At 73.2% G+C, this 25,637-nt stretch carries 13 protein-coding genes; 8 read left to right on the top strand and 5 right to left on the bottom strand.

All coding sequences use genetic code 11. The features are described from left to right. Nucleotides 1-16: 16 nt before the first annotated feature. Complete coding sequence (locus tag B4N89_RS25915) at nt 17-1,198, bottom strand: thiolase family protein (protein ID WP_078978208.1); 1,182 nt, start codon at nt 1,196-1,198, stop codon at nt 17-19. A 226-nt stretch (nt 1,199-1,424) separates the two neighbouring features. On the opposite strand from B4N89_RS25915, the gene B4N89_RS25910 reads away from it, so the two are divergent. Together B4N89_RS25910 and B4N89_RS25905 are read left to right on the top strand one after the other, a co-directional pair. Beyond that, on the top strand, nt 1,425-2,042 hold the full coding sequence (locus B4N89_RS25910; RefSeq protein WP_078978207.1) for a TetR/AcrR family transcriptional regulator: 618 nt from the start codon (nt 1,425-1,427) through the stop codon (nt 2,040-2,042). A 102-nt stretch (nt 2,043-2,144) separates the two neighbouring features. Beyond that, nucleotides 2,145-2,963, top strand: coding sequence for a DUF2127 domain-containing protein (locus B4N89_RS25905; RefSeq protein ID WP_078978206.1), 819 nt, complete (start codon nt 2,145-2,147; stop codon nt 2,961-2,963). Between the two features lie 497 nt (nt 2,964-3,460). Here the strand turns inward: B4N89_RS25905 and B4N89_RS25900 are convergent, their stop codons facing one another. Then, nucleotides 3,461-4,390, bottom strand: a complete 930-nt coding sequence (locus tag B4N89_RS25900; RefSeq protein ID WP_078978205.1) for an NADP-dependent oxidoreductase — start codon at nt 4,388-4,390, stop codon at nt 3,461-3,463. Nucleotides 4,391-4,520: 130 nt separating this feature from the next. Between B4N89_RS25900 and B4N89_RS25895 the strand changes: the two genes are divergently transcribed. From B4N89_RS25895 to B4N89_RS25880, 4 genes are all read left to right on the top strand, one after another. Next, a complete protein-coding gene (locus B4N89_RS25895; RefSeq protein WP_078978204.1) occupies nt 4,521-4,946 on the top strand; it encodes a winged helix-turn-helix transcriptional regulator in 426 nt (141 codons plus the stop codon). A gap of 139 nt (nt 4,947-5,085) precedes the next feature. Continuing rightward, complete coding sequence (locus B4N89_RS25890; RefSeq protein WP_078979632.1) at nt 5,086-5,613, top strand: sigma-70 family RNA polymerase sigma factor; 528 nt, start codon at nt 5,086-5,088, stop codon at nt 5,611-5,613. Further along, nucleotides 5,610-6,734, top strand: a complete 1,125-nt coding sequence (locus B4N89_RS25885) for a hypothetical protein (RefSeq protein WP_078978203.1) — start codon at nt 5,610-5,612, stop codon at nt 6,732-6,734. Before B4N89_RS25890 ends, B4N89_RS25885 begins: the two co-directional genes overlap by 4 nt. A gap of 234 nt (nt 6,735-6,968) precedes the next feature. Next, entirely contained in the window at nt 6,969-11,627 is a 4,659-nt protein-coding gene (locus tag B4N89_RS25880; protein WP_078978202.1) for an FtsK/SpoIIIE domain-containing protein, read from the top strand. An 82-nt stretch (nt 11,628-11,709) separates the two neighbouring features. Here the strand turns inward: B4N89_RS25880 and B4N89_RS25875 are convergent, their stop codons facing one another. Further along, nucleotides 11,710-12,009: a hypothetical protein gene (locus B4N89_RS25875; protein WP_078978201.1), complete on the bottom strand. Its 300-nt coding sequence runs from the start codon at nt 12,007-12,009 to the stop codon at nt 11,710-11,712. Between the two features lie 99 nt (nt 12,010-12,108). Beyond that, complete coding sequence (locus B4N89_RS25870) at nt 12,109-12,951, bottom strand: hypothetical protein (protein ID WP_078978200.1); 843 nt, start codon at nt 12,949-12,951, stop codon at nt 12,109-12,111. 171 nt (nt 12,952-13,122) lie between these two features. On the opposite strand from B4N89_RS25870, the gene B4N89_RS25865 reads away from it, so the two are divergent. Together B4N89_RS25865 and B4N89_RS25860 are read left to right on the top strand one after the other, a co-directional pair. Beyond that, nucleotides 13,123-20,931 (top strand): hypothetical protein, encoded by a 7,809-nt coding sequence (locus B4N89_RS25865; RefSeq protein ID WP_078978199.1) that lies wholly within the window; start codon nt 13,123-13,125, stop codon nt 20,929-20,931. Between the two features lie 5 nt (nt 20,932-20,936). Further along, complete coding sequence (locus tag B4N89_RS25860) at nt 20,937-23,534, top strand: right-handed parallel beta-helix repeat-containing protein (RefSeq protein WP_235618786.1); 2,598 nt, start codon at nt 20,937-20,939, stop codon at nt 23,532-23,534. A gap of 24 nt (nt 23,535-23,558) precedes the next feature. Here B4N89_RS25860 and B4N89_RS25855 read toward each other — a convergent pair whose 3' ends face one another. Continuing rightward, nucleotides 23,559-25,451, bottom strand: a complete 1,893-nt coding sequence (locus tag B4N89_RS25855) for a serine/threonine-protein kinase (protein WP_235618785.1) — start codon at nt 25,449-25,451, stop codon at nt 23,559-23,561. Nucleotides 25,452-25,637 lie beyond the last annotated feature (186 nt).

Raw genomic sequence — 25,637 nt, 5'->3', positions numbered from 1 at the left:
CGAAAACGACCCGACCTCAGAGCCGTTCGATGATCATCGCGTTGGCCATCCCGCCGCCCTCGCACATCGTCTGCAACCCGTACCGCCCACCCGTGGCCTCCAGCACACCCAGCAGCGTGCTCAGCAGCCGCCCGCCGGAGGCGCCGAGCGGGTGCCCGATCGCGATCGCGCCCCCGCGCCGGTTCACCTTCTCCGGGTCGGCCCCCACCTCCGCCGCCCACGCCAACGGCACCGGCGCGAACGCCTCGTTGACCTCGAACGCGTCGATGTCGTCGATCCCCAGGCCGGCCCGCTCCAGCACCTTGCGGGTGGCCGGAACGACGCCCATCAGCATCAGCAGCGGGTCGTCGCCGGTGACCGCGAACGCGTGGAAGCGGGCACGCGGCGTCAGGCCGAGCGCGTTCGCCCGTTCCTCGCTCATGATCAGCGCGGCGGACGCACCGTCGGTCAGCGGCGAGGAGTTGCCCGGGGTGATCCGCCAGTCGATCTCCGGGAACCGCGCGGCCATGCCCTCGTCCACGAACGCCGGCTTGAGACCGGCCAGTCCCTCCTCCGAGGTGCTCGGACGTACCGTCTCGTCCACCCGGTGCTCGCCGCCGGCCACGGTGATCGGCACGATCTCGCGGTCGAACGCACCCTCCGCGGCGGCCTGCGCGGCGAGGCGGTGCGAGCGGGCGGAGAACCGGTCCAGCGTCTCCCGGTCCAGGTTCCACCGGGCGGAGATCAACTCGGCCGAGTAGCCCTGCGGGATCAGACCCTCGGGGTAGCGCCCGGCGAGCAGTCCACCGCCGAACGGGTTGCCGCCGTGCGAGGCCAGGCCCATCGGCACCCGGCTCATCGACTCGACACCGGCCGCGATCACGATGTCGTACGCGCCGGCGATCACGCCCTGCGCGGCGAAGTGCGCGGCCTGCTGGCTGGATCCGCACTGCCGGTCCACCGTGGTGGCGGGGACGCCCTCGGGGAATCCGGCGGCCAGGACCGCGTTGCGGGCGATGTTCAGCGACTGGTCGCCGCCCTGGGTGACGCAGCCCGCGATCACGTCCTCGACCAGGGCCGGGTCCAGACCGTTGCGCTCGACCAGGGCCCGCAGCGTGTGCGCGAGCAGGTCGACGGGGTGGGTGCCGGACAGGGCGCCGCCGGGCTTGCCCTTGCCGGAGGCGGTGCGTACGGCGTCGACGACGACGGCTGTGGTCATTGGCGTTGCGTCTCCTTCACGACTGGTGAAACCGGCCGCTCCCGGATTCCCGCAGGGTCCTGCCGGCAAGGTTACTGAACGTTCGCTAAAGACATTCGACCCGCCCGCGCAAACCCTGTCAAGCATCGACCCGGGCGGCGACGCCTTCGTGCGGACTACGCCGTACCGCGCACTCCAACCGACAAAACCGGCATCGACCCCCGTTTCGGGGGTTAGGCTGACCTACGTGACCAGCGCACCCGTACGCGAACCACGTCAACACCGCAGTCGAGTCACCCGTGCCCGACTCCTGGACACCGCCGTCGACGTGCTGGCCGAGCTGGGCTGGCTCGGCGGCACCGTCACCGTGGTCGCCGAGCGCGCGGGCGTCTCACGAGGCGCCGTGCAGCATCATTTCCCCACCCGCGAGGACCTGTTCACCGCCGCGATCGACCACATCGCCGGTGACCTGGTCGCCCGTACCCGCCTGGACGGCGCCCGGATCCCGCCCGGCCCCGCGCACACCGAGGCGGTGGTCGAGGCACTGGCGTCGATGTTCCGGGGCACCCTGTACCGGGCCGCGCTCAACCTGTGGACGGCGGCGGTCAACGATCCCGTGCTGCGCGCGCGGGTGATCCCGCTGGATCTGCGACTGACCGCGGCGATATACGACATGGCCGTCGAGCTGCTCGACGCCGACGTCTCGCTGCCCGGGGTGTCCGCGGCCGTGGAGGCCGCCCTCGACGTGGCCCGCGGGCTCGGCATCAGCGCCCTGGTCATCGATTACGACGAGCGTCGGCGGGCGGTCGTACGGCAGTGGGCGGCGAGCCTGGACCACGTTCTCGCCGGGAACGGCGCGCCCTGATCCGGAACGGACAACCTCATTTCACGCTTCGATGACCAATCCTTGGTACGAACCCGGTCGAATCGTGAACGTGGCCGGTCCGCAAGACCGTAACTTCACCGCGTGGACTGGAATCGACGGGCCTGCGCACGGCGCGGCCATGAGACGTACGCCCCCGACGAACCGGCGCTGCGTGCCCGGCTGCACGCGACCACGCCGGTCGGCGAGGCGTGGCGTTGCCTGCGCTGCGGCGACTACGTGCTCGGCGAGGTCAAGGGCCGCGGTCCCGCCGGCGACGCGCCGGTGGTGATGCGCGGCCGGGCGCTGCGCGACGTGTTGATCCTGCGCTTCCTGTCCGTCGAGCGGGCCGCGCGCGGCGTACTGATCCTGCTCGCGGCCTACGCGGTCTGGCGGTTCAGCAACTCGCAGGACTCGGTGCGCCGGTTGTTCGAGGACGACCTGACCGCGTTCCGGCCCGTGGCCGAGCACTTCCACTACGACCTGGACCACTCGCCGATCGTCGACACGATCCGCAAGACGTTCGACTACAAACGCTCGACCCTGATCTGGGTGGCGATCGGGATGGTCGTCTACGCGGTCATCGAGATCGTCGAGGCGGTCGGGTTGTGGTACCTCAAGCGCTGGGCGGAATACCTCACGGTGGTCGCCACGGCGGCGTTCCTGCCGCTGGAGGGCTACGAGATGCGCGAGCACGTGAGCTGGTTCAAGGTCTGCACGCTGGTGCTGAACATCCTCGCGGTGGTCTACATCATCGTCGCCAAGCGGCTGTTCGGGGTGCGCGGCGGGGCCGAGGCGTTCGAGCGCGAATGGCACAGCGAATCGCTCCTGGAGATCGAGGAGGCGATCCACCCCGGGCCGCCCCGACAGCCGTGGGAGGAGCAGGTACACGCAACCAAGCCGCCGCCCGCCCGTACCTCGTAGACCCCGGGCGCCCCGGCCGGGGCAGCCCGCCCGTCCACCCGGGACGCCCAATCACTCCACGCGGGGGCCGGGCACCTCGCCCGAGCCGGGCACCTCGCCAGGGCAGGCATCTCACTCGGGGGCGGCACCTTGCCCGGCTCACACCCCATTCCGTGCCCGACCCGGCAGTCGGGCGCGACGCGCCCGCACCTCGCCCGACCAGCGCCCGGCGCCGCACCCAAGCCCGAACCCGGGCCCGACGCGCAGACACCTCGCCCGACCCGCACCCGGTGCCGCGCCCAAGCCCGAACCCGGGCCCGACGCGGACACCTCGCCCGACCCGCACCCGGCGCCGCACCCAAGCCCAAGCCCGGGCCCGACGCGCAGACACCTCGCCCGCACCTCGCCCGGTGCCGTGCCAACCCGGTAACCGAGCCCGACACGCAGGCGCCCCACCCGAACCACGCCCCGTTCCGTGCCCAACCCCGCGGCCGGCGCCGAAGCCGCGTCGTCCGGGCCTACGGCACCAGGACCACCCGTCCTCGGAGGCCGCCCTCCGCCACCGTGGCGAAGGCGCGGGCGGCCTCCGCGAAGGGGAAGGTTCGGGCCACGCGCAGCGTCAACTCGCCCTTTCCGGCCGCCGTCGCGAGTTCGGCCAACTGTGCGGCGTCCGCGCGGACCCACACCTGGTGCACCCGGATCCCGCGCAGCCCGGGCGGCGCCGCGCCCGCGTTGACCGCCACGAACGCCCCGCCGCCGCGCACCGCGTCCAGCGCGTCCGGGCCGAGCATCGCCGCGTCGAGCGCGGCGTCCACCCCACCGGGCAGCAGCGCCCGAATCCGGTCCGCCAGATCGGCGCCGCGCGGGACGAACCACCTCGCGCCGAGGTCGCGCACCGACGCCTCGTCGGCGGCCCCCGCGACCGCGACCACCCGTACCCCGCGCGCCGCCGCCAGTTCGACCGCGAACGCGCCGACCCCACCCGCCGCCCCGGTCACCAGCAGGGTGTCCCCCGCCGCCGAGCCGAGCAGGTCGAGCCCCTGCCGCGCGGTCGAGCCGTTCAGCGGGATCGTCGCCGCCGCCACCGGGTCCAGGTCGACCGGCCGCGGCGCCACCGCGTCGGCGTCCAGCACCACGAACTCGGCCAGCGCGCCGGTCCGTACGTCCAACCGGTCGCGCAACCCGAGCACCGCGTCGCCGACCGCGAACCCGGACACGCCCGCCCCGACCGCGTCCACCTCGCCCGCGACGTCCCACCCGAGCCCGAACACCGCACGCTCGCGCACCAGGCCGAACCGCACCGGCGCGCCGTCCACCACCATCACGTCCACCGGATTCACCGTCGCCGCCGCGACCCGGATCCGCACCCGACCGGGCCCCGGCTCGCATACCGGCCCGTCCACGACCTCGACCACCGACGCACCGGCCCGGGCGACCACCGCACGCATGACCCACCACTCCCACACTCTCCGCGACCACGGGCCGAACTCCCGGCCCCCTCGACCGCCAACCTACGAAGAGCTACTCTCCGGAAGGAAGTACACACCCCGAAGTGCGTATCCCACCCGAAGGAGAGCCATGGCCACCCGCACCGCCGCCGAACGCCGCGCCGAGGCCCGTACGGAGTTCGACGCGTACATGGCGAGTTGCCCGGCCCGCCGGCTCCTGGACGGGATCAGCGACAAGTGGGTGAGCCTGCTCGTCAACGCGCTCGCCGACGGCCCGCGGCGCTACAGCGACCTGTCCCGGCGGGTGGCCGGGGTCAGCCAGAAGATGCTCACCCAGACCCTGCGCAACCTGGAGCGCGACGGACTGGTCGAGCGCACCGTCACCCCGTCCGTGCCGGTCCGCGTCGACTACGCGCTGACCCCGCTCGGCGCGAGCCTGCTGCCGCTCATGCAGGCGGTCAAGACCTGGGCGGAGGAGCACATCCCCGAAGTCGACCGGGCCCGCGAGCGCTACGACGCCGCGCAAATGCCCCCGAACCGTCCGGAATTCGGATAGCACCGACCCGGGACACCGAGGGGCTGCCAGAAGATCGCCCGCTGTTCATTTCCCGGTCCGCCGGGGGGAATTCCCGCTCCATATCGTGATCTTGACCGGCGGAACGGACGCCGGCCGAGCCTCCGAGGAGCCCAGTTTCGTGTCGCCTGGCCGGGAGACCTACGAGCGCGAGCGGCGGATCGACCTGCTGATGGCGGAGAGCACGCCGTTGCGCAGATACGTGAGCGGGATCCTGGGGGCGGATCTGCACACGGTCGAAGACGTCGTCCAGGAAACGCTGTTACGGGCCTGGGAGGCCGCGGACCGCCTGGACTGGGACGGTCGCCCGATCCGCATGTGGCTCTTCCGGGTGGCCCGGAATCTGGCCGTGGACGCCCGGCGGCGCAATCGTTCACTGCCGGTGGGCATCGATCCGAGCGAGTTCACCGGGCTGCCCACGGTGCCCGATCCGGCGGTCTCGGTGGTCGATCGTTGTGTGCTGGTGGGGGCGTTGCGCCAACTGGCGCCGCCGCACCGGGAGGCGGTCGCGCACGTACACCTGCTCGACCGCAGCGGCGCCGACGTCGCGCGCGCCCTGGGGATACCGCACGGGACGGTCAAGTCCCGTACCTACCACGGGATCGCGGCGATCCGGCGCGAGCCGGCCGCGATCGAGGAGAGCGGATGACCGGCTCCGAGGACCTCGCCATGCGGGTCGCCGGACACGATGTGATGACCCTGCTCGGCTGGACGGGGATCCTGGTCCTCGTGTTCGCCCTGGCCCACTGGGCCGCCATGCGGCGCGGCGGCTGGCGCTTCGTCCGGCGTCGGCTGCGCCGCGAGATCGCGCTCACCGTGGCCGCGTTCGCCGAGCCGATCGCCGCGCTCGTGCGGTTCCGCCGGCGCCGCCGGCTCCTGGTCCGCACGCTGCGCGCGCCCGGCACCTGGACGGACGCGGAGCACGCGGCGATGCTGGCGGCCGAGGTGAGCGCGAGCGCCCGCCCGTACGCCGTCGTGGTCGAGCGCGACGTGGTGGGGGTGTGGGTCGGCTGCGGTGCGGACCTGCCCGTGCCCGCCGAGCCGTGGGCGGTGGACGAACTCGACCCCCGCCTGTGGTGGATCGCCCGCGCCGACCTGGAGCCCGGATCCGGGCCCGCGCCGCTGCTGGTCGCGATCGGCACCCGGCACGAGGCGGTGGTCTTCCTGGACCTGCTGACCGGACCGCGCGTGCTGGCGGTCTCCGGCGAGCGGCGCGGCGCGCGGGCGACCGTACAGTCGCTGGCCGCCCAACTCGACGCCAGGTTGCCGGCCGGCGCGGTCACCGTCGCCGCCGGGGTGCATCCGCGCTACGCGGGCCCGACCACCGCGGACGCGTTCGCGCACGCCACGACGGTCGCCGCGACCCGCCGCTACCCGCAGGTGGTGGCCTGCGCCGAGACCCCCGAACTGCCCGCCGCCTCGCCCGTGTCGGTGCTGACCACGGGCCGGCCCCGGGGCCACGCCCGGTTGTTGGCGATCGCGCCGAACGGCGCGCTGCTCGTGCACGGCACGCCGCTGCGGGTGGACGCGCGCCCACTGCCGCGCGCGGTGGCCGCGACGGTGTGGCGCCTGCCGCCCTGGTCCACGGAGGACGCGGTACACCCGGCCCCGGTCGGGATCGACCCGGACCTCGACTCCGACCCGACTCCGGCCGCGCCGCCCCCCACGACGCGGGCGCAGGTCCCGGCGCAGGCCCCGCCCCCCACACACGACGACCTCACCGAGCCCGCCGACACCGACAAGCCGAGCGGCGTCTCCATCGACGCGTGACCCGCGTCCCCGCACGCCGGACGGGCGGCCCAGGGGCGTGTCCGCGGCCTCCCGCCGAGCCTCACCACGCGGGAGCCGGGACACGCCGGCGGCCACCCGTCCGGCGTGCGCCGACACCCCGACGCGGCCCGCCCGGCCGTGGGCCGGCATCCCGGCCCACACCGCCCTCTCCTCGCCGACACCCCCGGTCGGCCGGACCCGACCCGTCCCCCACCCCCCAGGAGCACGACCAACGTGAGACTCACCGTCACCACCGTGGACGCCGCGGACGGCCTGCGCCGCGACCATCTCCTGGACCTCCCGCCCGGGAGCATCGTGGCGGACCTCGCAACCGCCGTGCACCGCCCGGCCGCACCCGCCGATACCGCCCCCGGGTCCGGCGCCGCCGACCTGGGCGCGTTCCTGGACGGCGAGGCGCCGGCGGCCGGACAGTCGCTCTACCTCGGCGACACCGTGCTCGACCCGCAGGCCCCGCTGACCGTCTCCGGGATCCGCGAGGCCACCGTCCTGGGCCTGGGCGCCCCGCCCGCCGAACCCGACCGCGTGCATGCCCCCCGGCATCCCTTCGATCCGCAGACCCTGGTCCAGGTGCACGCGGTGTCCGGCCCGTACACCGGCCGGGTCTGGCCGCTGGGCCCGGGCAGTCACGAGATCGGCGCCGACGAGGGGTGCGCGATCCGGCTGCCGGTGTCCGGCGTACCGACCCGGGGCCTGTGGGTGACGGTGTGCCCGGACGGCTCGGCGTACTGGCATCGCACCGGGCCCGACGACGGCGCGGTGCACGGCCGCGAGGTGGCGCCGCCGCCCACCGACGCGATCACCGCCGCCGCGGCGCTGCCCCGCAAGCACGAGGAACGCATCCTGGAGGACGAGCGCGAGGCCGACCGCAGGGTCGAGCGGGAGAGCGCTCGGATCGCCCCGCCGAAGGAGCCGGTGATCCGCCCCCAGGCGCCACCCGGGACCCCCTGGCCGCACGCGTCCGATCTGGTCGTCGGCCCGTCGCTGCTGCGCCTGTGCGGACCGGTCGAGGCGGACGCCGACGTGACGCCCTCCGACGACGGCATCGGCCTGGACTACAACCGGCCGCCCCGGATCGCCCCGCACCTGGACGCGGAGAAGATCCGGCTGCCCTCGCCGCCGCTGGAGCCGAACCGGGTGCCGTTCCCGCTGCTCGTGATGATCGCGCCGCTGGTGATGGGCCTGGCCATGGTCGGGTTCTTTCACTCGTACTTCTATCTGATCTTCTGCATCATGAGCCCGTTCATGGCGATCGCGAACTGGGTGTCGGGCCGCCGCAGCAATCGGGTCAAGCATCAGCTCGACGGGGTGCAGTACCGGCGCCGGTTGCGTGTGTTGCACGACGACATCCGTACCGCCGTGCGCCGCGAGCGCATCGTCCGCGCCGAGGTCGGCCCCGACCCGGCCGCCGTCGCGCTGATCGCGACCGGACCGGGCAGTCGGCTGTGGGAGCGGCGCCGCCGCGACGCCGACCACCTGGTGCTGCGAATCGGTACGGTCGACCAACCGTCGGTCAAGGAGGTCGAGGACCCGGCCCGGGACGAGCACCACCGCACCGCGAGCTGGACGTTGCCCGATACGCCCATCGGCGTGGAGATCCCCGACCACGGGGTGCTCGGCGTGGCCGGCCCGACCGAGCCGATCCAGGCGCTGGCCCGCTGGCTGGTGATCCAGTCCGCCGTCCTGCACAGCCCGCGCGATCTGCGCGTGGTGGTGCTGACCGTTCCCGAGCGGGCCGGCGACTGGGCCTGGGTGCGGTGGTTGCCGCATCTGCGGCCGCAGTCCCGCTCCGCCGCGCCGGTCGCCCTGCTCGGCACCGACCCGGAGTCCACCGCCAACCGCATCTCCGAACTGGTCGCGCAGATCCAGAGCCGACAGCGCAGCATGGGCTCGTCGATGGGCCAGGCCATGTTCAGCGGCCCCGACATCCTGGTGATCGCCGACGGCGCCCGGCAGTTGCGGGAGGTGCCCGGCATGGTCCAGGTGCTCACCGAGGGCCCGGCGGCCCGGGTGTTCAGCGTCTGCCTGGACGAACGCGAGCGGCTGCTGCCGGAGGAGTGCACCGCCGTCGTGCTGGCCGCCGGCCGACACCTCACCGTGCGCCAGACCGGACTGCCCGACGTGACGGACGTGCGCGCCGACCACGTGGACGCCGCGTGGTGCGAACAACTGGCCCGCGCGCTTGCCCCGTTGCGCGACGTCAGCCCCGAACACGACAGCGGCCTGCCGCAGACCGTCAAGCTGCTCGACCTGGTCGACGCCGAACCGCCGAAGGCGGCCGACTTCCTGGCCCGTTGGGCTCGCCGCCCGGCCTCGACCACCTTCACCCTGGGCGCCGGCTACGACGGTCCGCTGCGCATCGACCTGGTGCGCGACGGTCCGCACGGCCTGATCGCGGGCACCACCGGGTCCGGCAAGTCCGAGTTGTTGCAGAGCTTCGTCTCCGCGCTCGCGGTGGCCAACCGCCCGGACGAACTGACCTTCGTACTCGTCGACTACAAGGGCGGCAGCGCGTTCAGCGAGTGCGCCGAACTCCCGCACACCCTCGGCATGGTCACCGACCTGGACGAACACCTGGCCACCCGGGCGCTGGAGTCGCTGGCCGCGGAACTGCGGCGCCGCGAACAGCTGTTGGCCGACGTCGGCGCCAAGGACCACCCGGAGTACCGGGGCAAGCGCGCCGGCGACCCCACGCTTGCGCCGCTGCCCCGACTGATCCTGGTGATCGACGAGTTCGCCACCCTCGTGCGCGAGGTGCCCGACTTCGTCACGGGGTTGATCAACATCGCCCAGCGCGGCCGTTCGCTCGGGATCCACCTCGTGCTGGCCACCCAGCGTCCGGCCGGCGTGGTCACCGGCGACATCCGCGCCAACACCAACCTGCGGATCGCCCTGCGGGTGACCGACGCGGGCGAGAGCCAGGACATCATCGACACCATGGAGGCCGTGCACATCTCGGCCGGCACGCCCGGCCGGGCGCTGATCCGCACCGGGCCGAACGCCGCCGTGCCGTTCCAGGCCGCGTGGGTGGGCGCCGAGCGGCCCGTCCCCGGCGGCGCCGAGAAGACCGGTCCGACCCGCGCGGTGCGCGCCACCGAACTGACCCTGGCCGGCCTGGGCCGGCCCGCGTCGCTGCCGACGGTCGACGAGGGCCCGGACACCGCGGACACGCCCCACCCGACCGACCTCAACGCCCTGGTCCTGGCGCTGCGCGAGGCCGCCGAGACGCTGCCCGACTACCGCCCGCTGCCCAGCCCGTGGTTGCCGCCCCTGGCGGAGCGGGTGCTGGTGGACGACCTGCCGCCGGTGGAGCGGGCCGACGTCGACGCGTCCGACCCCTGCCCGCCGCCGATCCCCTACGCCCTGGAGGACGTTCCGCAACTCCAGGAGCAGCGGGTGACCACGATGGACCTGGCCACGTTCGGCCACCTGTACGTGATCGGCTCGCCGCGCTCGGGCCGTACCCAGGTGTTGCGCACCCTCGCGGGTTCCGCGGCGGCCACGGCGAGTTGCGCCGACGTGCACCTGTACGGGATCGACGCGGGCGGCGGCGGACTGGCCGCGTTGGAGACCCTGCCGCACTGCGGCGCGGTGGTCTCGCGGCACGACATGGAGCGGATGGGGCGGCTGTTGGGCTACCTGGTCCGCGAGTTGACCGAGCGTCAGGAACGGTGCAGCACGCACAACGCCGCCGGCTTGGTGGAGTTGCGCCGGATCCTGCCGGCGGCCGAGCGGCCCGCGCACATCGTGATCCTGCTCGACGGCTGGGACTCCCTGGTCGCGCTGCTCGACGACCACGACGGCGGCCGGCTCGTGGACGACACGATGCGCCTGCTGCGCGAGGGCGCGGCGGCCGGGATCCACATCGTGGCGACGTCCGAACGGGCGCTGCTGAGCGGGCGGTTGTCCGCGCACAACGACCACAAGCTGTTGCTGCGCCAGGCGGATCGCAGCGACTACCAGATGGCCGGCATGCCGATCCGCAAGGTGCCGGCGGTGATCTCGCCCGGTCGCGGCTGGCACGTGTTGTCCCAGACGGAGAGTCAGGTCGCGCTGCTCGCGCCCGATCCGAGCGGACAGGAGCAGGCCGAGGCGCTGCGCCGGATCGGTGCGGCGGCGGCGCGGCGCGATGCCTCGGTGCCGCGCGGGCGGATGCCGGTGCCGATCCCGACGCTGCCGCGCGTGGTCGAGTTCGCCGCCGCGTACGAGCGGGTGCCGGCCGAGGTACGCCGCCCGATGTGGGGGCTGCTCGGCATCGGCGGCGACAGTGCGGAGCCGATCGGGGCGGACTTCGCGGCCAGGTCGGTGTTCTGCGTGATCGGGCCCGCCGGGACCGGGCGCAGCACCGCGCTCGCGTCGTTGTCGGTGTCGTTGCTCGCGGGCGGCACGTCGCTGGTGGTGCTCACCCCGCGCGAGTCGCCGCTGCGCGGGCTGGCGCAGCATCCCCAGGTGCGGCTGCTGACCGAGGAGGATCCCGCCGCCGAGGCGGTCGAGCGGGCCCTGGCGGAGTTGTCCGGTCCGCGCGTGGTGGTCGTGGACGACGCCGAACTGCTCGGGATGCCCGCCGCCGACCGGGTCCTGCGCGACCTGGCGGTCGCGGGCCGCGACCGGGGGCAGGGGCTGCTGTACGCGGGGTCCTACGACGCCCTCCAGGTGGCGATGGGCAGTTGGCTCACCGCGGCCCGACGCGGCAGCCGCAGCGGCGTCCTGCTCGCGCCCAAGAACATGCAGGAGGGCGACATGATCGGCGTACGACTGCCGACGAACGTGGTGCGCTCGGCGCCGCCCGTCCCCGGGCGGGCGTGGACCGCCGGACCCAACGGCGCGCCGATGGCGGTACAGGTGCCGCTGACGGTGTTGCGTTCGGCCGAGTAGTCGGGCGAACCTGCGTGCAGGGCATACGAGTTCGGGCCGCTTCCCACCAGGGGGAAGCGGCCCGAATCGGTGTGGCGACGGCTCAGCTCTTCTTCAGGTTCTTCGCCATCTCCACGTCCATCTCGTGCATCTGGGTGCGGATCTTGGCGAACATCTCGGAGAAGATCAGGATGCCGTCGACGGCGGCGGTCAGGCTGGTGTTGAACTTCGAGTAGGCCTCGCGCATGGCCGGGCTCGACTCCTTGAAGACCATGCCGTTGTCCAGCAGCCCGTTCACGTCGGACAGCAGCGTGTTGATCATCGGCGTGATGGTCTCCTTCGCCTTGGTCAGCTTGCCGGCGACCTCGTCGATGCGGCCGAAGTCGAGTGCGATATCGGGCATGGTTCCTCCAGGGAAGATCGGCTCGTCGTGGGGGTACGACGAACGGGGACTACGGGGAGCTACGGGGGACTGCCGGGCGATGGGGTATACGGCGGCGGCTCAGTCGCGGCGCGGGATGCGCCCGCCACCGCCACCGCCACCGCCCGGCGGGACGGGCTTCTCCGGCGGCTTGGGGGTGGTGTCCACCCATTCGTGCTTGCCGTCGGCGCGCGCGTAGGTATGCGTCTTTCCTTCGGAGTCGACCACCTTCTGCGTGCCGCCCCCGTTGGCGTTCAGGTGCGTCTCGGTGGTGGTCACGCCGCCGTCCGGCGCGGTGGACACGGTGGTGTAGTTCAGCCGACTCGAGTCGTAGGTGGTGACCGAGGTGTACGTCTGGCCGTTGCTGACGACCTTGGTCTCCTCCTTGATCACGTTGCCGTCCGCGTCCAGGGTCAGGTGGGTCTCGATCCGGCCGCCGTTGGGCGTGGTGATCACCTTGTCCAGCGGCGGTTTGTCGCCGGGGTCGGTGGCCTTGCAGAACTCCGGGAGTGTGCCGTCGGGTCCGGGCTTGGCGCACTCGTCCAGGTGGTCCTGCTTGTACTTCCAGGCGGCGACCTTGTTGCGCCACTCCGCCAGGCCCATCGTGGCGCCCATCACGCCCAGGCCCTCGGTGATCTGCGCGTCGGCGTTGAAGTAGGCGTCGCCGACCTTGCCGAAGCAGTCGCCGAGCTTCTTCAGCAGGTCCTCGGCGCGGGTCATCGGGCCCGCGGACAGCCGGTACAGGCTGCGGAAGGCGGCGGTCAGCGTGGGGTCGCCGAACACCGCCTGGGCGTCGGTGTAACCGCCCTTGCCCAGGGTCGCGAAGTCGCTCGACTTGAGCGTGGGCGAGATGCGGTCGGCCAGGTCGTACATGTCCTTCTTGGCCTCGGCCAGCGTGCTGTAGTCCAGCGCGAAGTCGACCACGTCCGCTCCCGTCGGGCATCGCGGATCCCTCGGCCGGATCCGTCGCCGTGACCACGCCGGGGCCCACCGTCCGGTTCATCGTGATCCCGACGCGTCATCCGATGAACCGTCCGGTGGGCCCCGGCGTGGTCACGGCGAGGTCCGGCGAGCACGGCGAGGAGACGACGGGTCATGGGCAATCGCCCCACCGACTGGAACGCGATCGGCCTGAGCACCGATCCCACCCCGGGCGACCCCGTTCGGCTGCGCACGTTGATCACCTCGATGGAGAGTCTGGGCAAGGTCGCCCGCGAGATCGACGACGCGTTGAACTCGGTCCTGGACAAGACGGGCAACGGCGCGTTCGTCGGGCAGACCGCCGACGCGCTGCGGGAGAAGATCAGCGGTCCGCTCCGGGAGTTCGTGACCAGCATCGCGGACGCGTTCGAGCACTCGGCCAAGGCGCTGCACACCTACGTCGACGTGATGGAGACCCAGCAGCGGGTCGCCGACACCGCGTTGGCGAACGGTCGGGACCTGCCCCTGGAGGATCCGCAGCGCGCCACGTACGGCACGACCGCGCGCAACGCGGGCACCGCCCAGCGCACCCAGGCCGAGACCGCCGCGAAGGCGCTCAACAGCGCGGCGACCGGGATCAAGCAGCCGGTGTCGAACTGCGACCTGTTCTGGGAGGCGTTCAACTGGCTGGCGATCATCCTGATCCTGCCCGCGCTGCTCCTGGGCGGTCCGCTCGCGCTGCTGGCGATCGGGATCAACCTGGTCCTGTTCGTCAAGACCGCGGTGGACGTCGCCAACGGCAAGGCCGGGTTGCTCGACCTGTTCCTGGCGGGTCTGGGCATGATCGCGCCGACCACCAAGGGCCTGAACCTGTTCAAGCTGTTCAAGGACGGCGCGAAGTTCCTCTGGACCAAGGGCATCAAGCCCTTCGCGCAGGGCGCGTGGGGCGCGCTCAAGGGCGCGTTCAACGCGGGCGCGTTCCGCTCGTTCGCGTTCATCCCGGGCCTGAAGGACTTCGCCCGGCTCGCGGGCGGCTGGATCAAGACGGGCGCGTTGTGGGTGGGCGCGGCGGCGTTGAAGATGCCGTCCTGGGTCGGCGGCACGCTGCTCAAGGGCGGCCTTTTGGTGGTCAAGGGCTTCAAGGCGATGCCGGCCCTCTTCCGCGCCATCCCGAGCATGGTCAAGGGCGCCGCGGGCAGCACCTGGAAGTTCCTCAGGTCCGAACTCGGCGGCACCAAGTGGCTGCGGCTGATCCTGCCGGTGGACGCGGCCGAGATCAGCCGGTTCGGGCTCAAGCGCGCGTTGCAGATCGGCTTCTACGAGCGCGGCGTGCTCGGCAAGTTCCGCTACGCCTCGCCGCTGCTCGGCGCGGGCGGGCGCGGGCTGAGCCAGATCCCGACGATGCCGCACCTGGGCGCGCTGCCCGAGATGCCGGTGCACGACCTGGCCCGGATCCGGGCCGGCGACTGGTCCGGGTTCGGCGCGAACGAGCTGCGGATGAAGGCCCTGGACCTGCCGACGACGAACCTGACCGTCACCTCCCCTGCGGGGCTGCACATCCCCACCACCCTCGGCGAGGTGATGCAGTTCGCGCCGGACGCGGTGCGCCGCATGGACGCGCTCCTGGACATCGGCGCGCGCGACATGAAGATGGTGCAGATCGGCGACTGGGCAAAACTGCCGACGCCGGCGAACAGCGGCCGGATGGAGCTCAACGCGCTCCACTCGATCGGACAGCTCCCGACCACGGGCGCGGCCGGCGCGGTACACGCGCTGCCCAGCCCGTCCACGCTCCCGGGTGTCACGCACGCCCCGTCGCTGTCCTCGTTGTCCGCGCTCGACCTGGTCCAGACCGGGGCCGGCCACCGGCCGAGCGTGCCGTCCCTGGTCACCGGCAACACCCCGGGCGCCGGTGCCGGTATCGCCCACCTGCCCGCCCCTGCCGGCCAGGTGACCGCGCCGAGCCTGCCCGCGGCCGGGCTGAACCACGGCCTGCCGGCGCCGAGCCTGCCGGCGCCGAACCTGGCCGGCCACGGCCTGTCCGGCCCGGGCCTGCCCGGCCACGGCGTCCCCGCCCCACACGTGGAGCTCCAGTCGACCGGGTTCGGCTCGACGGTGAACCCGTCCGCGCCGAGCCCGACGGCGCTCGCGGGCGGCCCGCCGCCGACGGCGCTGGTCCCGGACCACGCCGGGAACGCGCTCGACCTGCTCGACCACGGCCCGAAGACGATGCCGCGCCCGGACGGGCCCGCCCATGCCGGCGCGCTGCCGACCGCGCCGCAGCCGCACGGCCCGGGCGGCGGCGGCGAGTTGCGGCCCGGCACGCCGACCGCGAACCAGGTCGCCGTCGCGCCGACCCCGCCGCCCGGCGGCCACTTGGCCGGCCCGCCCAACCGGCTCACGGGCGCCCAGTTGGAACAGCTGTGGCAGCGCGACGCGGACCGGATCGGCGCACTGTTCGGCAAGGCCGACGACCCGCTGCGGGCCGAGCGGATCGAGGCCTGGCGCGACCTCACCTCGGCGCGCAACGAACTGGGCCGGGCCCAGCAGGTGTTGCACGACCTGGAGGTCCGCCCCGGCGGGTCGTCCACGTCGTCGGTGTACGAGCGCGACGCCGGGATCGCGGTGCAGACCGCCTCGGCGAAGGTGGAGACCGCGACCGCCCGGCTGGACGCACTGGGCGTGAACCCGGCCCGGATCGACCAGGGCATGGCCCAGATCCAGGCGCAGAGCCTGCTGGAGCGTCCGCGACCGGTCGGCGGCACCCACCACGACCTCGGCGTCGGCACCACGCTGCCGACGCCGCCGGCCGCCGGAGCGGTGCCGCCGCCGAACACGACCATCACCTCGCACGTCGGCGCCGGTGCGACCGACCTCGACGGCGCGACCGTACGCACACCGGTGCGCGACGGCTACCGCGTCACCGACCCCGCGAGCGGCCACTCCGTCCGGTACGGCGACGACGGTCGCCTCGTCGACGAGGGCTTGGCGCTGCACTCGCCGGGCGAGCCCCGGTTCATCGTGGACGACGGCGAAGGCCGGCCGTTCCTCACCAACGCGCACGGGGACCCGGTCCTCGGCTTCGACGTCACCGTGGTGCGCGGCGGCTACCGGGTCACCGACACCGCCGGCGGGCAGACCGTCCGCTACCGCACCAACGGGGCCGTCGCCGAGCAGGGCATCGCGCTGGGCGGGACCGGCGCGCCGCGCTTCGTGGTGCACGGCAACGACGCCCGGCCTCCGATGCTGACCAACGCGCACGGCAAGCCGATCACCGACCGCGTCTTCACCCCGTTCGACAACGGCTACCGAGTGACCGATCCCGCCACCGGCGGCTCGGTCCGATACGGCACGAACGGCCGCGTCGTCGAACACGGCATCGCGCTCGGCGGTCTCGACGAGGCGCACTTCGTCGTCCCCGGCGAACACGGCCCCGTACTCACCGACATCCACGGCACCCGCATCGACGACGTGCACGTCACCGCGACCGACGGCGGCGGCTACCGCATCACCGAACCGACCAGCGGACAGAGCACCCGCTACCACGGCAACGGCACCGCGGCCGACGAAGGCATCGCCCTCCAGGGCGGCGGCGACGCGCACTTCGTCGTCCCCGGCGAACACGGCCCGGTACTCACCGACCTGCACGGCAACCCGATCACCGGCGTCGACGTCACCCCGGTGAACGGCGGCGGCTACCGCGTCACCGAACCGCTGAGCGGACAGACCACCCGCTACCACGGCAACGGCACCATCGCCGACAACGGCGTCGCCCTCCAAGGCGCCCCCGGCGACGCGCACTTCGTCGTCCCCGGCGAACACGGCCCCGTACTCACCGACCTCCACGGCAACCCGATCACCGGCGTCGACGTCACCCCGGTGAACGGCGGCGGCTACCGCGTCACCGAACCGCTGAGCGGACAGAGCACCCGCTATCGAGGCGACGGCAGCGTGGCCGAACACGGCCTCGTGCTCACCGGATTCTCGGGCGATCCGCACTTCGTACTGTTCCGCGAGGGTCGACCCTCGGTCCTCACCGACGTACACGGCAAGCCGATCACCGACCGCAGGCTGACCGAGTTCGACAACGGCTACCACGTCACCGACCCGGCCACCGGCCGCTCCGTGCGCTACGACGGCACCGGCACCGCGATCGAGCGGGAACTCGGCCTGACCGAACTCGGCGAGCCGCACTTCATCGTCGACCGCGGCGCCGGCCCCGTGCTCACCGACGTACGCGGCACCCCCGTCGCCGGCGTCGACGTCACCCCGATCGGCGGCGGCTACCGGGTCACCGAGACGGCCGGCGGCCACAGCACCCGTTACACCGCCAACGGCTGGGTCGGCGAACACGGCATCGCCCTCGGCGGCGGCGCCGAACCCCGCTTCGTGGTGGGCGAGGGCACGAACCGCCACGTCACCGACATGCTCGGCACCCCGATGCCGCACCACACCGCCACGGTCACCGACCAGGGCTTCCGGATCGTCGACACCCGCACGAGCGTGTCCACCCTGCACGGCGCCGACGGCGCGTTGATCGAACGCGGCATCGCCGTCGGCGGCCCCGGCGAGGCCCGCTTCGTGGTCGGCGAGGGCGCCGGCCGGGTGCTCACCGACGCGAACGGCGTCCGCGTCACCGACCGCGCCGTCACCGTCGTCGACAACGGCTACCGCGTCACCGACCCGGCCACCGGCCACTCGTTCCGCCACGACACCGTCACCAACACCTTCGAGCACGGCACCAAACTGGGTCGAGCGGGCCAGGGCCCGTTCGCGGTCGGCGACACCCTGACCGACCTGCACGGCAACCCGCTCCCGGCGGAGCAGCGGCTCACCCGCCTCACCGCCGCCGACGGCACGCACACCGGCTACCGGATCGACGTCGTGCACCCGAACTCCCCGCGCCACGGCGAGTTCCACGAGTTCGGCACGAACGGCACGGTCACCCGCGAGGCCTTCAACGTGCTGGACGACGGTCGGATGACCAGGCATCAGTACGTCGTCGACCACAGCACCCCGACCCCGACCTGGCGCCAGGAGTTCCACCCCGACTCCCCCGGCGACCCGTTCACCCGCAACGAGTTCCAGCGCGGCACGGTGGATACGAGCGGCGCGGCCAACGGCGGGCTGCGGCTGAAGTCGAGTTCGCCCGACCAGGTGGCGATCTTCGAGCGCCGGATGTTGCCGGGCGGAACCACGCTCGACGCGTTCCGGCGTACCGACCTCAGCGGCTTCGGCACCTTCGGCCACCGCACCAAGTGGATCGAGTGGGGCGCCGACGGCACACCCCTGGCCCAGGGTTCGCGCAGGTTCGACACGTCCGGCTTCGGCTACACCGACGTCGACCAGCACTTCGTCACGGTGCGCGAATTCCGGGACACGATCCAGAAGTTCGACGGCCGGGCCGGGCACACTCTCGGCGTCAAGGGCACCGACGGCTGGACCTGGCACCGCTTCGACGGCGCCGGCAACGAGTTGGCGAGCGGACCGCGTACTGCGCACTGGGACGGCGGCTGGAGCGACCGACACGGCCCGGGGGCCGGCACCCACGCGGGCGAACTGGTCCAGAAGCAGTGGGGCGAACTGCACCGGACCGACCACGCCCGGCACTACCTCGAACACCCGCTGGGCGCCGACGGTTTCCGCAAGGCGTCCTGGGACGAGTTGTCGCCGCAGGGCAAGGAGGCCGGGAAGCACGTGGTCGAGGCGGACGGTTCGACGTTCACCACGACCCGGGTCTCCGAGCAGCGCCCGCCGAGTTGGGCCCGCAAGTGGCTGACGGACAACCGGACCGATCCGGCCGGCAACCACGCCTTCCTCGCCGCCGACACCCGCTACCAGGTGTTCACCTGGGAGAAGTCGGTCGTCGGCACGGACGGCAGCCTGACGCGCGGCAACGGCACCCGCTTCGTCGGCGACGACGGCAGTTCCTTCGACATCCTCGCCGACGGCACCTTCGCCCGCTCGCAGACCAAGTTGGCCGACGGTTCGACCCTCAAGGCCGGCGACACGGTACGGCCGCACGCGGACGCCCCCGCCGGAACGATCCCGTGGAGCAAGGGCGACGTCACCGGCTACCGCCTGGACACCCCCGGGCCCGGTGGGCACGGTTGGCAGGACTTCCGGCCGGTCTCGAACGCGGACGGCGTCGTCACCCATTGGGAGATGGTTCGCGAGGGCTTCGAGAACGGCAACATCCGGCACTACACCACGCCGGATTCGCCCGTACACGGGACCGCCGGCGCGGCGACGCCGGCCCCCCAGGCCCCGGTCGCGCCCAACCCGCGCAGCAATTGGGTCGAGTACGACGCCCACGGCTACGTGGCCGGCCGGCGGGACACCTGGACGCTCGCCGCAGGCAACGAGATCACGATCGTCGCGCGCGGTTCGTCGACCGCGAAGACCTGGCAGTGGGAACGGCTCGATGCCGCCGGCCGGGTTCAGGAGTCCGGCAAGCGGGTGTTGTTCCGCAGCTCCGACGACCCCAAGCTGCCGTTCGACGACTCCTTCCGGGACTTCGACGCGCACGACAACCTGGTTCGCGAACGACGCATGCTCGACGACGGTCGCTACGTCGACGCGTGGCAGGCACCGGGCACCCGGACCTGGACCTGGCAGAAGTTCGACCGGGCGGGCACGGTCATGCCCCAGCCGGGCACGGGCACCCACGAGCGGGTGTGGTGGAACCCGAAGGCGGCCGACGGCGCCGGCGGCTGGCAGGCGACCCCGCTCGACGGCAAAAACCTGCTCTTCCGCGACCGGTTCGTACCCACCACGGGCGAGACGCTGGTGATCCGCGAGACCCCGCCGCACATCACCGACGCGCCGGCGCGGGTGCGCGAGTACGGGCCGGGCGGCGCCACGTCGCCGAACACCGCTACCTGGAAGGAGTTCGACCACAGCAGCGCGGTGCGCACCCGATCGGCGCTGCCCGACGGGCAGTTCCTGGAGCGGGACGCGTGGCGCGGCCAGTGGCGGCGCTACGACGCGGACGGCAACCTGCTGGCCCGGCGCACCGACGGCGGCGCGGTGATCACCACCGACTCGCTGGGCAGGTGGCGCGTGGTCGGCAGCGAGTACGACTTCCGCGGCCAGGTGACCGAGGTGCGCGGCTGGGTGCGGCGCGTCCGCGAGGGTCAACGCATGCCGTGGAAGGGCGACATGGGCCGCATCGACGCGACGCGATTCCGCAGCGCGCTCGCCGGCATCCCGGACATCCCGACGACGGGCTCGATCCACCTGGCCGAAGCCGCCTACCAGAGCGGCGGGTCGGTGCTGGGCAAGAAGCTCGCGCTGGAGTTCGCCCAGGAGTTCGCCATCGAGTTCGCCGCGAACATCATCGTCGCCGACATCAACGCCAGGGCGCAGGGCAAGAGCCTGACCGAGACCGACTGGCAGAAGGCGGCGCTGAACGCGGCGGTCGGCGGCGTGGTCAAGGGCGGTGTGGGCGCCTTCGTGCACGAGAACAAGTGGGACGGCTTCCGCAAGCTCGGCGACCTCAAGAGCGGCTACGGCAACATCGACGGCGGCAAGCACTGGAACCGCCGGCCGGGCAACCACGACAAGACGTGGGCCAACGAGTGGGCGGGCAACGAGACCGCGGTGCGCTGGCGCAGCGGCACCTACGACTTCGGCTACAGCGCCGGCGTCGGCATGCTGGCCGGGTTGATCAACGGCAGCATCAACGCGAGCGTGTTCGGCGTCAAGGGCGCAGACGGCCTCACCCACAAGGTCTTCGGGTGGGAGGCGCTGGGTGACGGCGGAATCGCCTCGCTGTCCGGCGTGGTCAGCACCGGCAGTGTCTCGCTCGCCCGAATCGGCTTCCTCAACGCCGCGGGCGGTCGCTTCTTCCACCGCCAGGGCGTCAGCGAGTTCCTGCTCAACATCGGGTTCAAGATCGGCGAGAAGATGTTCAACGGGTGGTTGCTGCCCAAGGTGCGCGCGGGGATCGACCCGGCCTGGTATCAGCAGAAGGATGCGTAGCGAAGGTGCGTAGCGCACAGATGTCGAGCGTCGAGCGGCACACCGGCGGCGCCGGCCCGGCACCCGTCCGGGTGGCCGCCAAGGGCCGCGGCGCCCACCGCCGGATCGCGGACGCGGTACGGGCCGCCGCGCCGGGGGCGACCGTCGTGATCGAGGCCGGCCACTACACCGAATCCCTGGTGCTGGCCCGGTCGGTGACGCTGTGTCCGGAGCCCGGTGGGGGCGAGGTGGTGCTGACCGCCGGCGCCGAGGGGCCGGCGATCACGGTCGACGCGGCGGACTGCGCGGTGCGCGGGCTGACCGTGCAGGGCGCGGGCGGCGACGCGCCGGCGGTCAGCGTGGGTCCGGGCGCCGGCCTGATCGTGGCCGACTGCGCGGTCCGGGGCGGCCGGATCGAGGTGCGCGGCGGGCCCGATCGGGACGAACCCGACGGCGCCGACCCGGACTTGGACGCGCCCCCGACCGCCGGCGGCACCACCTCGGCGCTGCTGCTCACCGGCACGCGCGTGACCGGCGCGCGGCTCGCGGGACTGCACGTGTCCGGCGACGCGCGGGCCCGGGTGGAGGACGTCGAGGTGGGCACGATCGAGGGCACCGGGATCGTGGTCTCCGGCAGCGCCCGGGTCGGCATCGCCCGGCTGCGCCTGGACGCCACCTCCGGCTCCGGGATCCGACTGCGTGGTCGGGCCGTACTGCGCCTGGTCGACTCGGTGTTGCACGGCTGTGGGCGGGTGGGCCTGCTTCTGGAGGACGCCTCCTCGGCGGCCGCCGGCGAGAGCCGGATCAGCGCGCCGGGCGCGGCCGGGATCCGGCTCGGCGGCAGCGCGCGGGCCGAACTGACCGACTGTCGGATCCTGGACGCCGCCGCGGCCGGCATCGTGCTCGACGGCAGCGCACGGGTGCTCGCGCAGGGGTGCGCGGTGCGCCGCTCGGCGACCAACGGGGTGCTGCTCACCGAGGGCGCGGCGGCCGAGTTGACCGACTGCCGCATCCTCGACTCCGGTTTCGGCTCGGTCCACGCGGCCGGTACCGCCGTGCTCAAACTGGCCGACTGCCGGGTGGCGGGCACGCCCGAACACGGCGTGCACACCGCGGACACCGCTCGGGTCGAGTTGACCGACTGCACGGTCTCCGCCGCCGCGATGAGCGGGATCGCGGTCACCGGCCGCTCCTCGGCCGCGCTCTCGGGCTGCCTGGTCGCGGACACCACGACCGGGATCGGCATCGCATCGCCCGCCGGGTCGCGGGTGTCGGGATGTACGGTGCGCGCCGCCGGGCGCACCGGGATCGAGGTGAGCGGCGAGGGCGTCGCCGAGTTGACCGGCAACCGGGTCACCGGCGCGGGTGCGGCGGGCATCGTCTTCGACGCGGGCTCGCGGGCCGAGTTGGCGGGCGGTTCGATCGAGGACTGCACCGGGTCGGGGCTGGTGGTGTGGACCGGTGCCCGGCCGACGGTGCACGGGGTGCGGATCGAACGGCCCGGCAAGAACGGGCTGTTCGTGGCCGAGCAGGCCGGCGGCACCTACACCGGCTGCGATGTGGTCGGCGCGGGCTACGCCGCGCTGCACGTGGGCGGCGGCGCGGATCCGCTGTTCCGGCGTTGTCGGCTGCGCGACTGCACGGACGACCTGAGCACGGACCCGGAGGCCGCGCCGGTGTTCGAGGACTGCGATCCGGCGCTCGGCGGCGCGGTGCCCGGCGCGCGGCCGGCCCCCGTGGCGACCGCGGGCGCCGGGCCGGACCCGGCCGCCGCGTCTCCGGTGCCGGATCGGCCCGAGGTGGTCGAGGAGAAGCTGACCGACCTGCTGGCCGAACTCGGCGAACTGGTCGGCCTGGACGGGGTCAAGCGCGACGTCGCGTCGATGGCCAAGCTGATGCAGACGGTCCGGCTGCGGGTCGAGGCCGGGTTGCCGGCGCCGCCGCTGAGCCGGCACCTGGTCTTCGCGGGCAACCCGGGCACCGGCAAGACCACGGTGGCCCGGCTGTACGGCCGCCTGCTCAAGGCGCTCGGACTGCTCGGCCACGGGCACCTGGTCGAGGTCGACCGCAGCGCGCTGGTCGGCGAGTACGTGGGCCACACCGGGCCCAAGACGGCCGCCGCGTTCAACCGGGCGATCGGCGGCGTGTTGTTCATCGACGAGGCGTACTCGCTCTCCCCGCTCGCGGGCGGCAACGACTTCGGCTCCGAGGCGATCGCCACGCTGGTGAAGCTGATGGAGGATCACCGGGACGACGTGGTGGTGATCGCGGCGGGCTATCCCGACGACATGGACCGCTTCGTGTCCTCCAACCCGGGCCTGGCGTCGAGGTTCACCCGCACGCTGCTCTTCGAGGACTACGACGCCGAGCAGTTGGTGGCCATCGTCGAGCACCAGGCCGAGCGGCACCGCTACGAACTCACCCCCGCCGCACGCACCGAACTGCTCGCGCTGTTCGCCGGCATGTCCCGGGGCGGCGGCTTCGGCAACGGGCGTTCGGCCCGCCAGGCGTTCCAGGAGATGACCGAGCGCCAGGCCGGCCGGGTAGCCGAACTCGAACACCCGGACGCGGCCCAGTTGATCGCGTTGGAGGTCGCGGATCTGCCGACGTCGTTGGCTTCGTGACGCCGCGTCGCGCCGGCACCGGGCTCAGCGCGGATACATCTTGACCACCTTGCCGTCCAGGTCGGCCCGCAGATAGCCGGAGCCGTAGTCGTCGCCGACATACACCTTCAGCGACGGCACCCGGTCGATCAACCCGAGGTCCACGATCACGTAGCGGGTCTTCGGCGTGGTGATGCCGAGTTCCTTGTCGGCCTTGGCGAACAGCGCGGGCAACGCGTCCCAATTGACCTTGGTGAGGTCGATGGTCTTCTCGTCCTCACCGGTTCGGCCGAAACCGGCGTCCTTCGTGGTCTTCCCGTCGCGATAGGAATAGCGGTCCTGAAGGCGGGCATTGCCGGGCACCGGTGCGTCGACCGAGGCGAAGGTGTCATGGACGCTGAAGGACTTGACCTTCGTGCCGCCGATGACCGGCTTCATCGACTCGATCGCGCCGCGGATCCCGGCCGGCGTCATCAGGTTCCCCTTGTCCGCGGCGGGCTTGGACGGCGTCCGGGTCGGCGAGGGTTGCTCGGCCGGCTCGGTCGGCTCGTGCTCCGCCGAACTCCCCCGCGCGTCGGGCGACGTGGTCGGGCCCGTCGCCGTCGGCTTGGCACCGGCCGCCTTCGCCCCCGCGTCCGATTCCGAGTCGCGGAACTGCGATGCCAGAAGCACCGCGACCAGCGTCCCGACCAGGGCCGTGGCGACCACTGATCCGCCGATGATCCGGGTGCGCCGCGCCCGCTGTCGGGCCGCCGACTCGGGCGTTGCCGGGGTGAACACCGAACCGTACGGCGAACCCGCTCCGGGCGACCCGGCCGGCGCCTCGTCCGAAGAGCCGGCCGAAGAGTCGGCCGAAGTCCCCCGCCACGAACCGGAGTTCGGCCCTCCGGCGACCCGATCCGCCCCCGCCCAGGCGGGCCCGGACCCGGAACGCGAACCCGTGTCGGCCCCGAACGCGGCATCGAAGCCGGGGCGGGAACCGGAGTCCGGCCCCGAGTCGACCGCCCGGCCGGCGCCGAGGTCGCCCGGCTGCCAGGCCAGGGCGTCCGCCACCGGCAGCGCCGAGGTCGTGTGCTGCGACGAGGGCCGCGCGCCCGGCTCGCCCGCGGCCGCCGCGAGCAGCGCGTCCAACCGCGCCGCGTCCGGCCGCGCCGCCGGGTCCCGAACCAGCAGCGCTTCCAGCACCGGCCGCAACGCCCCCGCGCGGGCGGGCGCCGGCACCGTCTCGGTCAGCACCGCGGCGAGCGTGGCCAGGCTGGTCGCCCGGCGCAGCGGGTGCTCCCCCTCCACCGCCACGTACAACATCATCCCGAGCGACCACAGGTCCGACGCGGCGTTGTCCTCCTCGCCGCGGATGCGCTCCGGCGCGATGTATTCGGGCGAGCCGATCAGGTCCCCGGTCGCGGTCAGGCTGGTCGACTCGCGCAGCGCGGCGATGCCGAAGTCGGTCAGGACCGGGCTGCCGTCGGCGCGCAGCAGTACGTTGCCCGGCTTCACGTCGCGGTGGTGGATCCCGGCCGCGTGCGCGGCGCTCAGCGCGGACAGTACGCCCCGACCGATCGCGGCGGCCTCGGCGGGAGCGATCGGCCCGTGGGCCAGCCGGTCGTGCAGGGATCCGCCGGGGACCAGTTCCATCACCAGCCACGGGTGCGGAACCTCGGCGGCGTCCACGATGTGATGGATCGTCACCACGTGCGGGTGGTTCAGCCGGGCCAGCGACCTGGCCTCGCGCAACACCCGCTCGCGCAACATCCGGGCGGCGGTCGGATCGTCCTCCAGGAGTGCCGGGTCGGGCGGCCGGACCTCCTTGAGCGCGACCTCGCGCTCGAGCGCCAGGTCGCGCGCCCGCCAGACCAGGCCCATGCCGCCACCACCGAGCCGCTCCAGCAACTCGAAGCGGCCGTCGATCACGCGTCTGCCAGGTGCACCCGGGGTCATGCCGCACACCCTACAAATCAGGACTCCCACAACGGCTACCGCCGGCCGCATCGTGGGCAGATCCCTCGCCGAGGCCGGGAAGGCCGAAAGCCCGATACTCGCCGACCCGACGCCGAAACCAGGGAGCCGACTGCCGGCCGCTCGGCCCGCGTCCACCCCGCCGTCCCGGTCACGAACAACGTGTCG

Source organism: Embleya scabrispora (assembly GCF_002024165.1).
Taxonomy (GTDB): domain Bacteria; phylum Actinomycetota; class Actinomycetes; order Streptomycetales; family Streptomycetaceae; genus Embleya; species Embleya scabrispora_A.
The sequence above is the reverse complement of the archived record's forward strand: the minus strand, read 5'-3'. Positions and strand labels throughout refer to the sequence as shown.

Excerpts from the sequence above, each read along its gene's own strand:
- B4N89_RS25865 (WP_078978199.1), top strand. The coding sequence starts at position 13,123 with ATGGGCAATCGCCCCACCGACTGGAACGCGATCGGCCTGAGCACCGAT.
- B4N89_RS25895 (WP_078978204.1), top strand. The coding sequence starts at position 4,521 with ATGGCCACCCGCACCGCCGCCGAACGCCGCGCCGAGGCCCGTACGGAG.
- B4N89_RS25915 (WP_078978208.1), bottom strand. The coding sequence starts at position 1,198 with ATGACCACAGCCGTCGTCGTCGACGCCGTACGCACCGCCTCCGGCAAG.
- B4N89_RS25875 (WP_078978201.1), bottom strand. The coding sequence starts at position 12,009 with ATGCCCGATATCGCACTCGACTTCGGCCGCATCGACGAGGTCGCCGGC.
- B4N89_RS25900 (WP_078978205.1), bottom strand. The coding sequence starts at position 4,390 with ATGCGTGCGGTGGTCGCCCGGGCCGGTGCGTCGGTGGTCGAGGTCGTG.
- B4N89_RS25885 (WP_078978203.1), top strand. The coding sequence starts at position 5,610 with ATGACCGGCTCCGAGGACCTCGCCATGCGGGTCGCCGGACACGATGTG.
- B4N89_RS25855 (WP_235618785.1), bottom strand. The coding sequence starts at position 25,451 with ATGACCCCGGGTGCACCTGGCAGACGCGTGATCGACGGCCGCTTCGAG.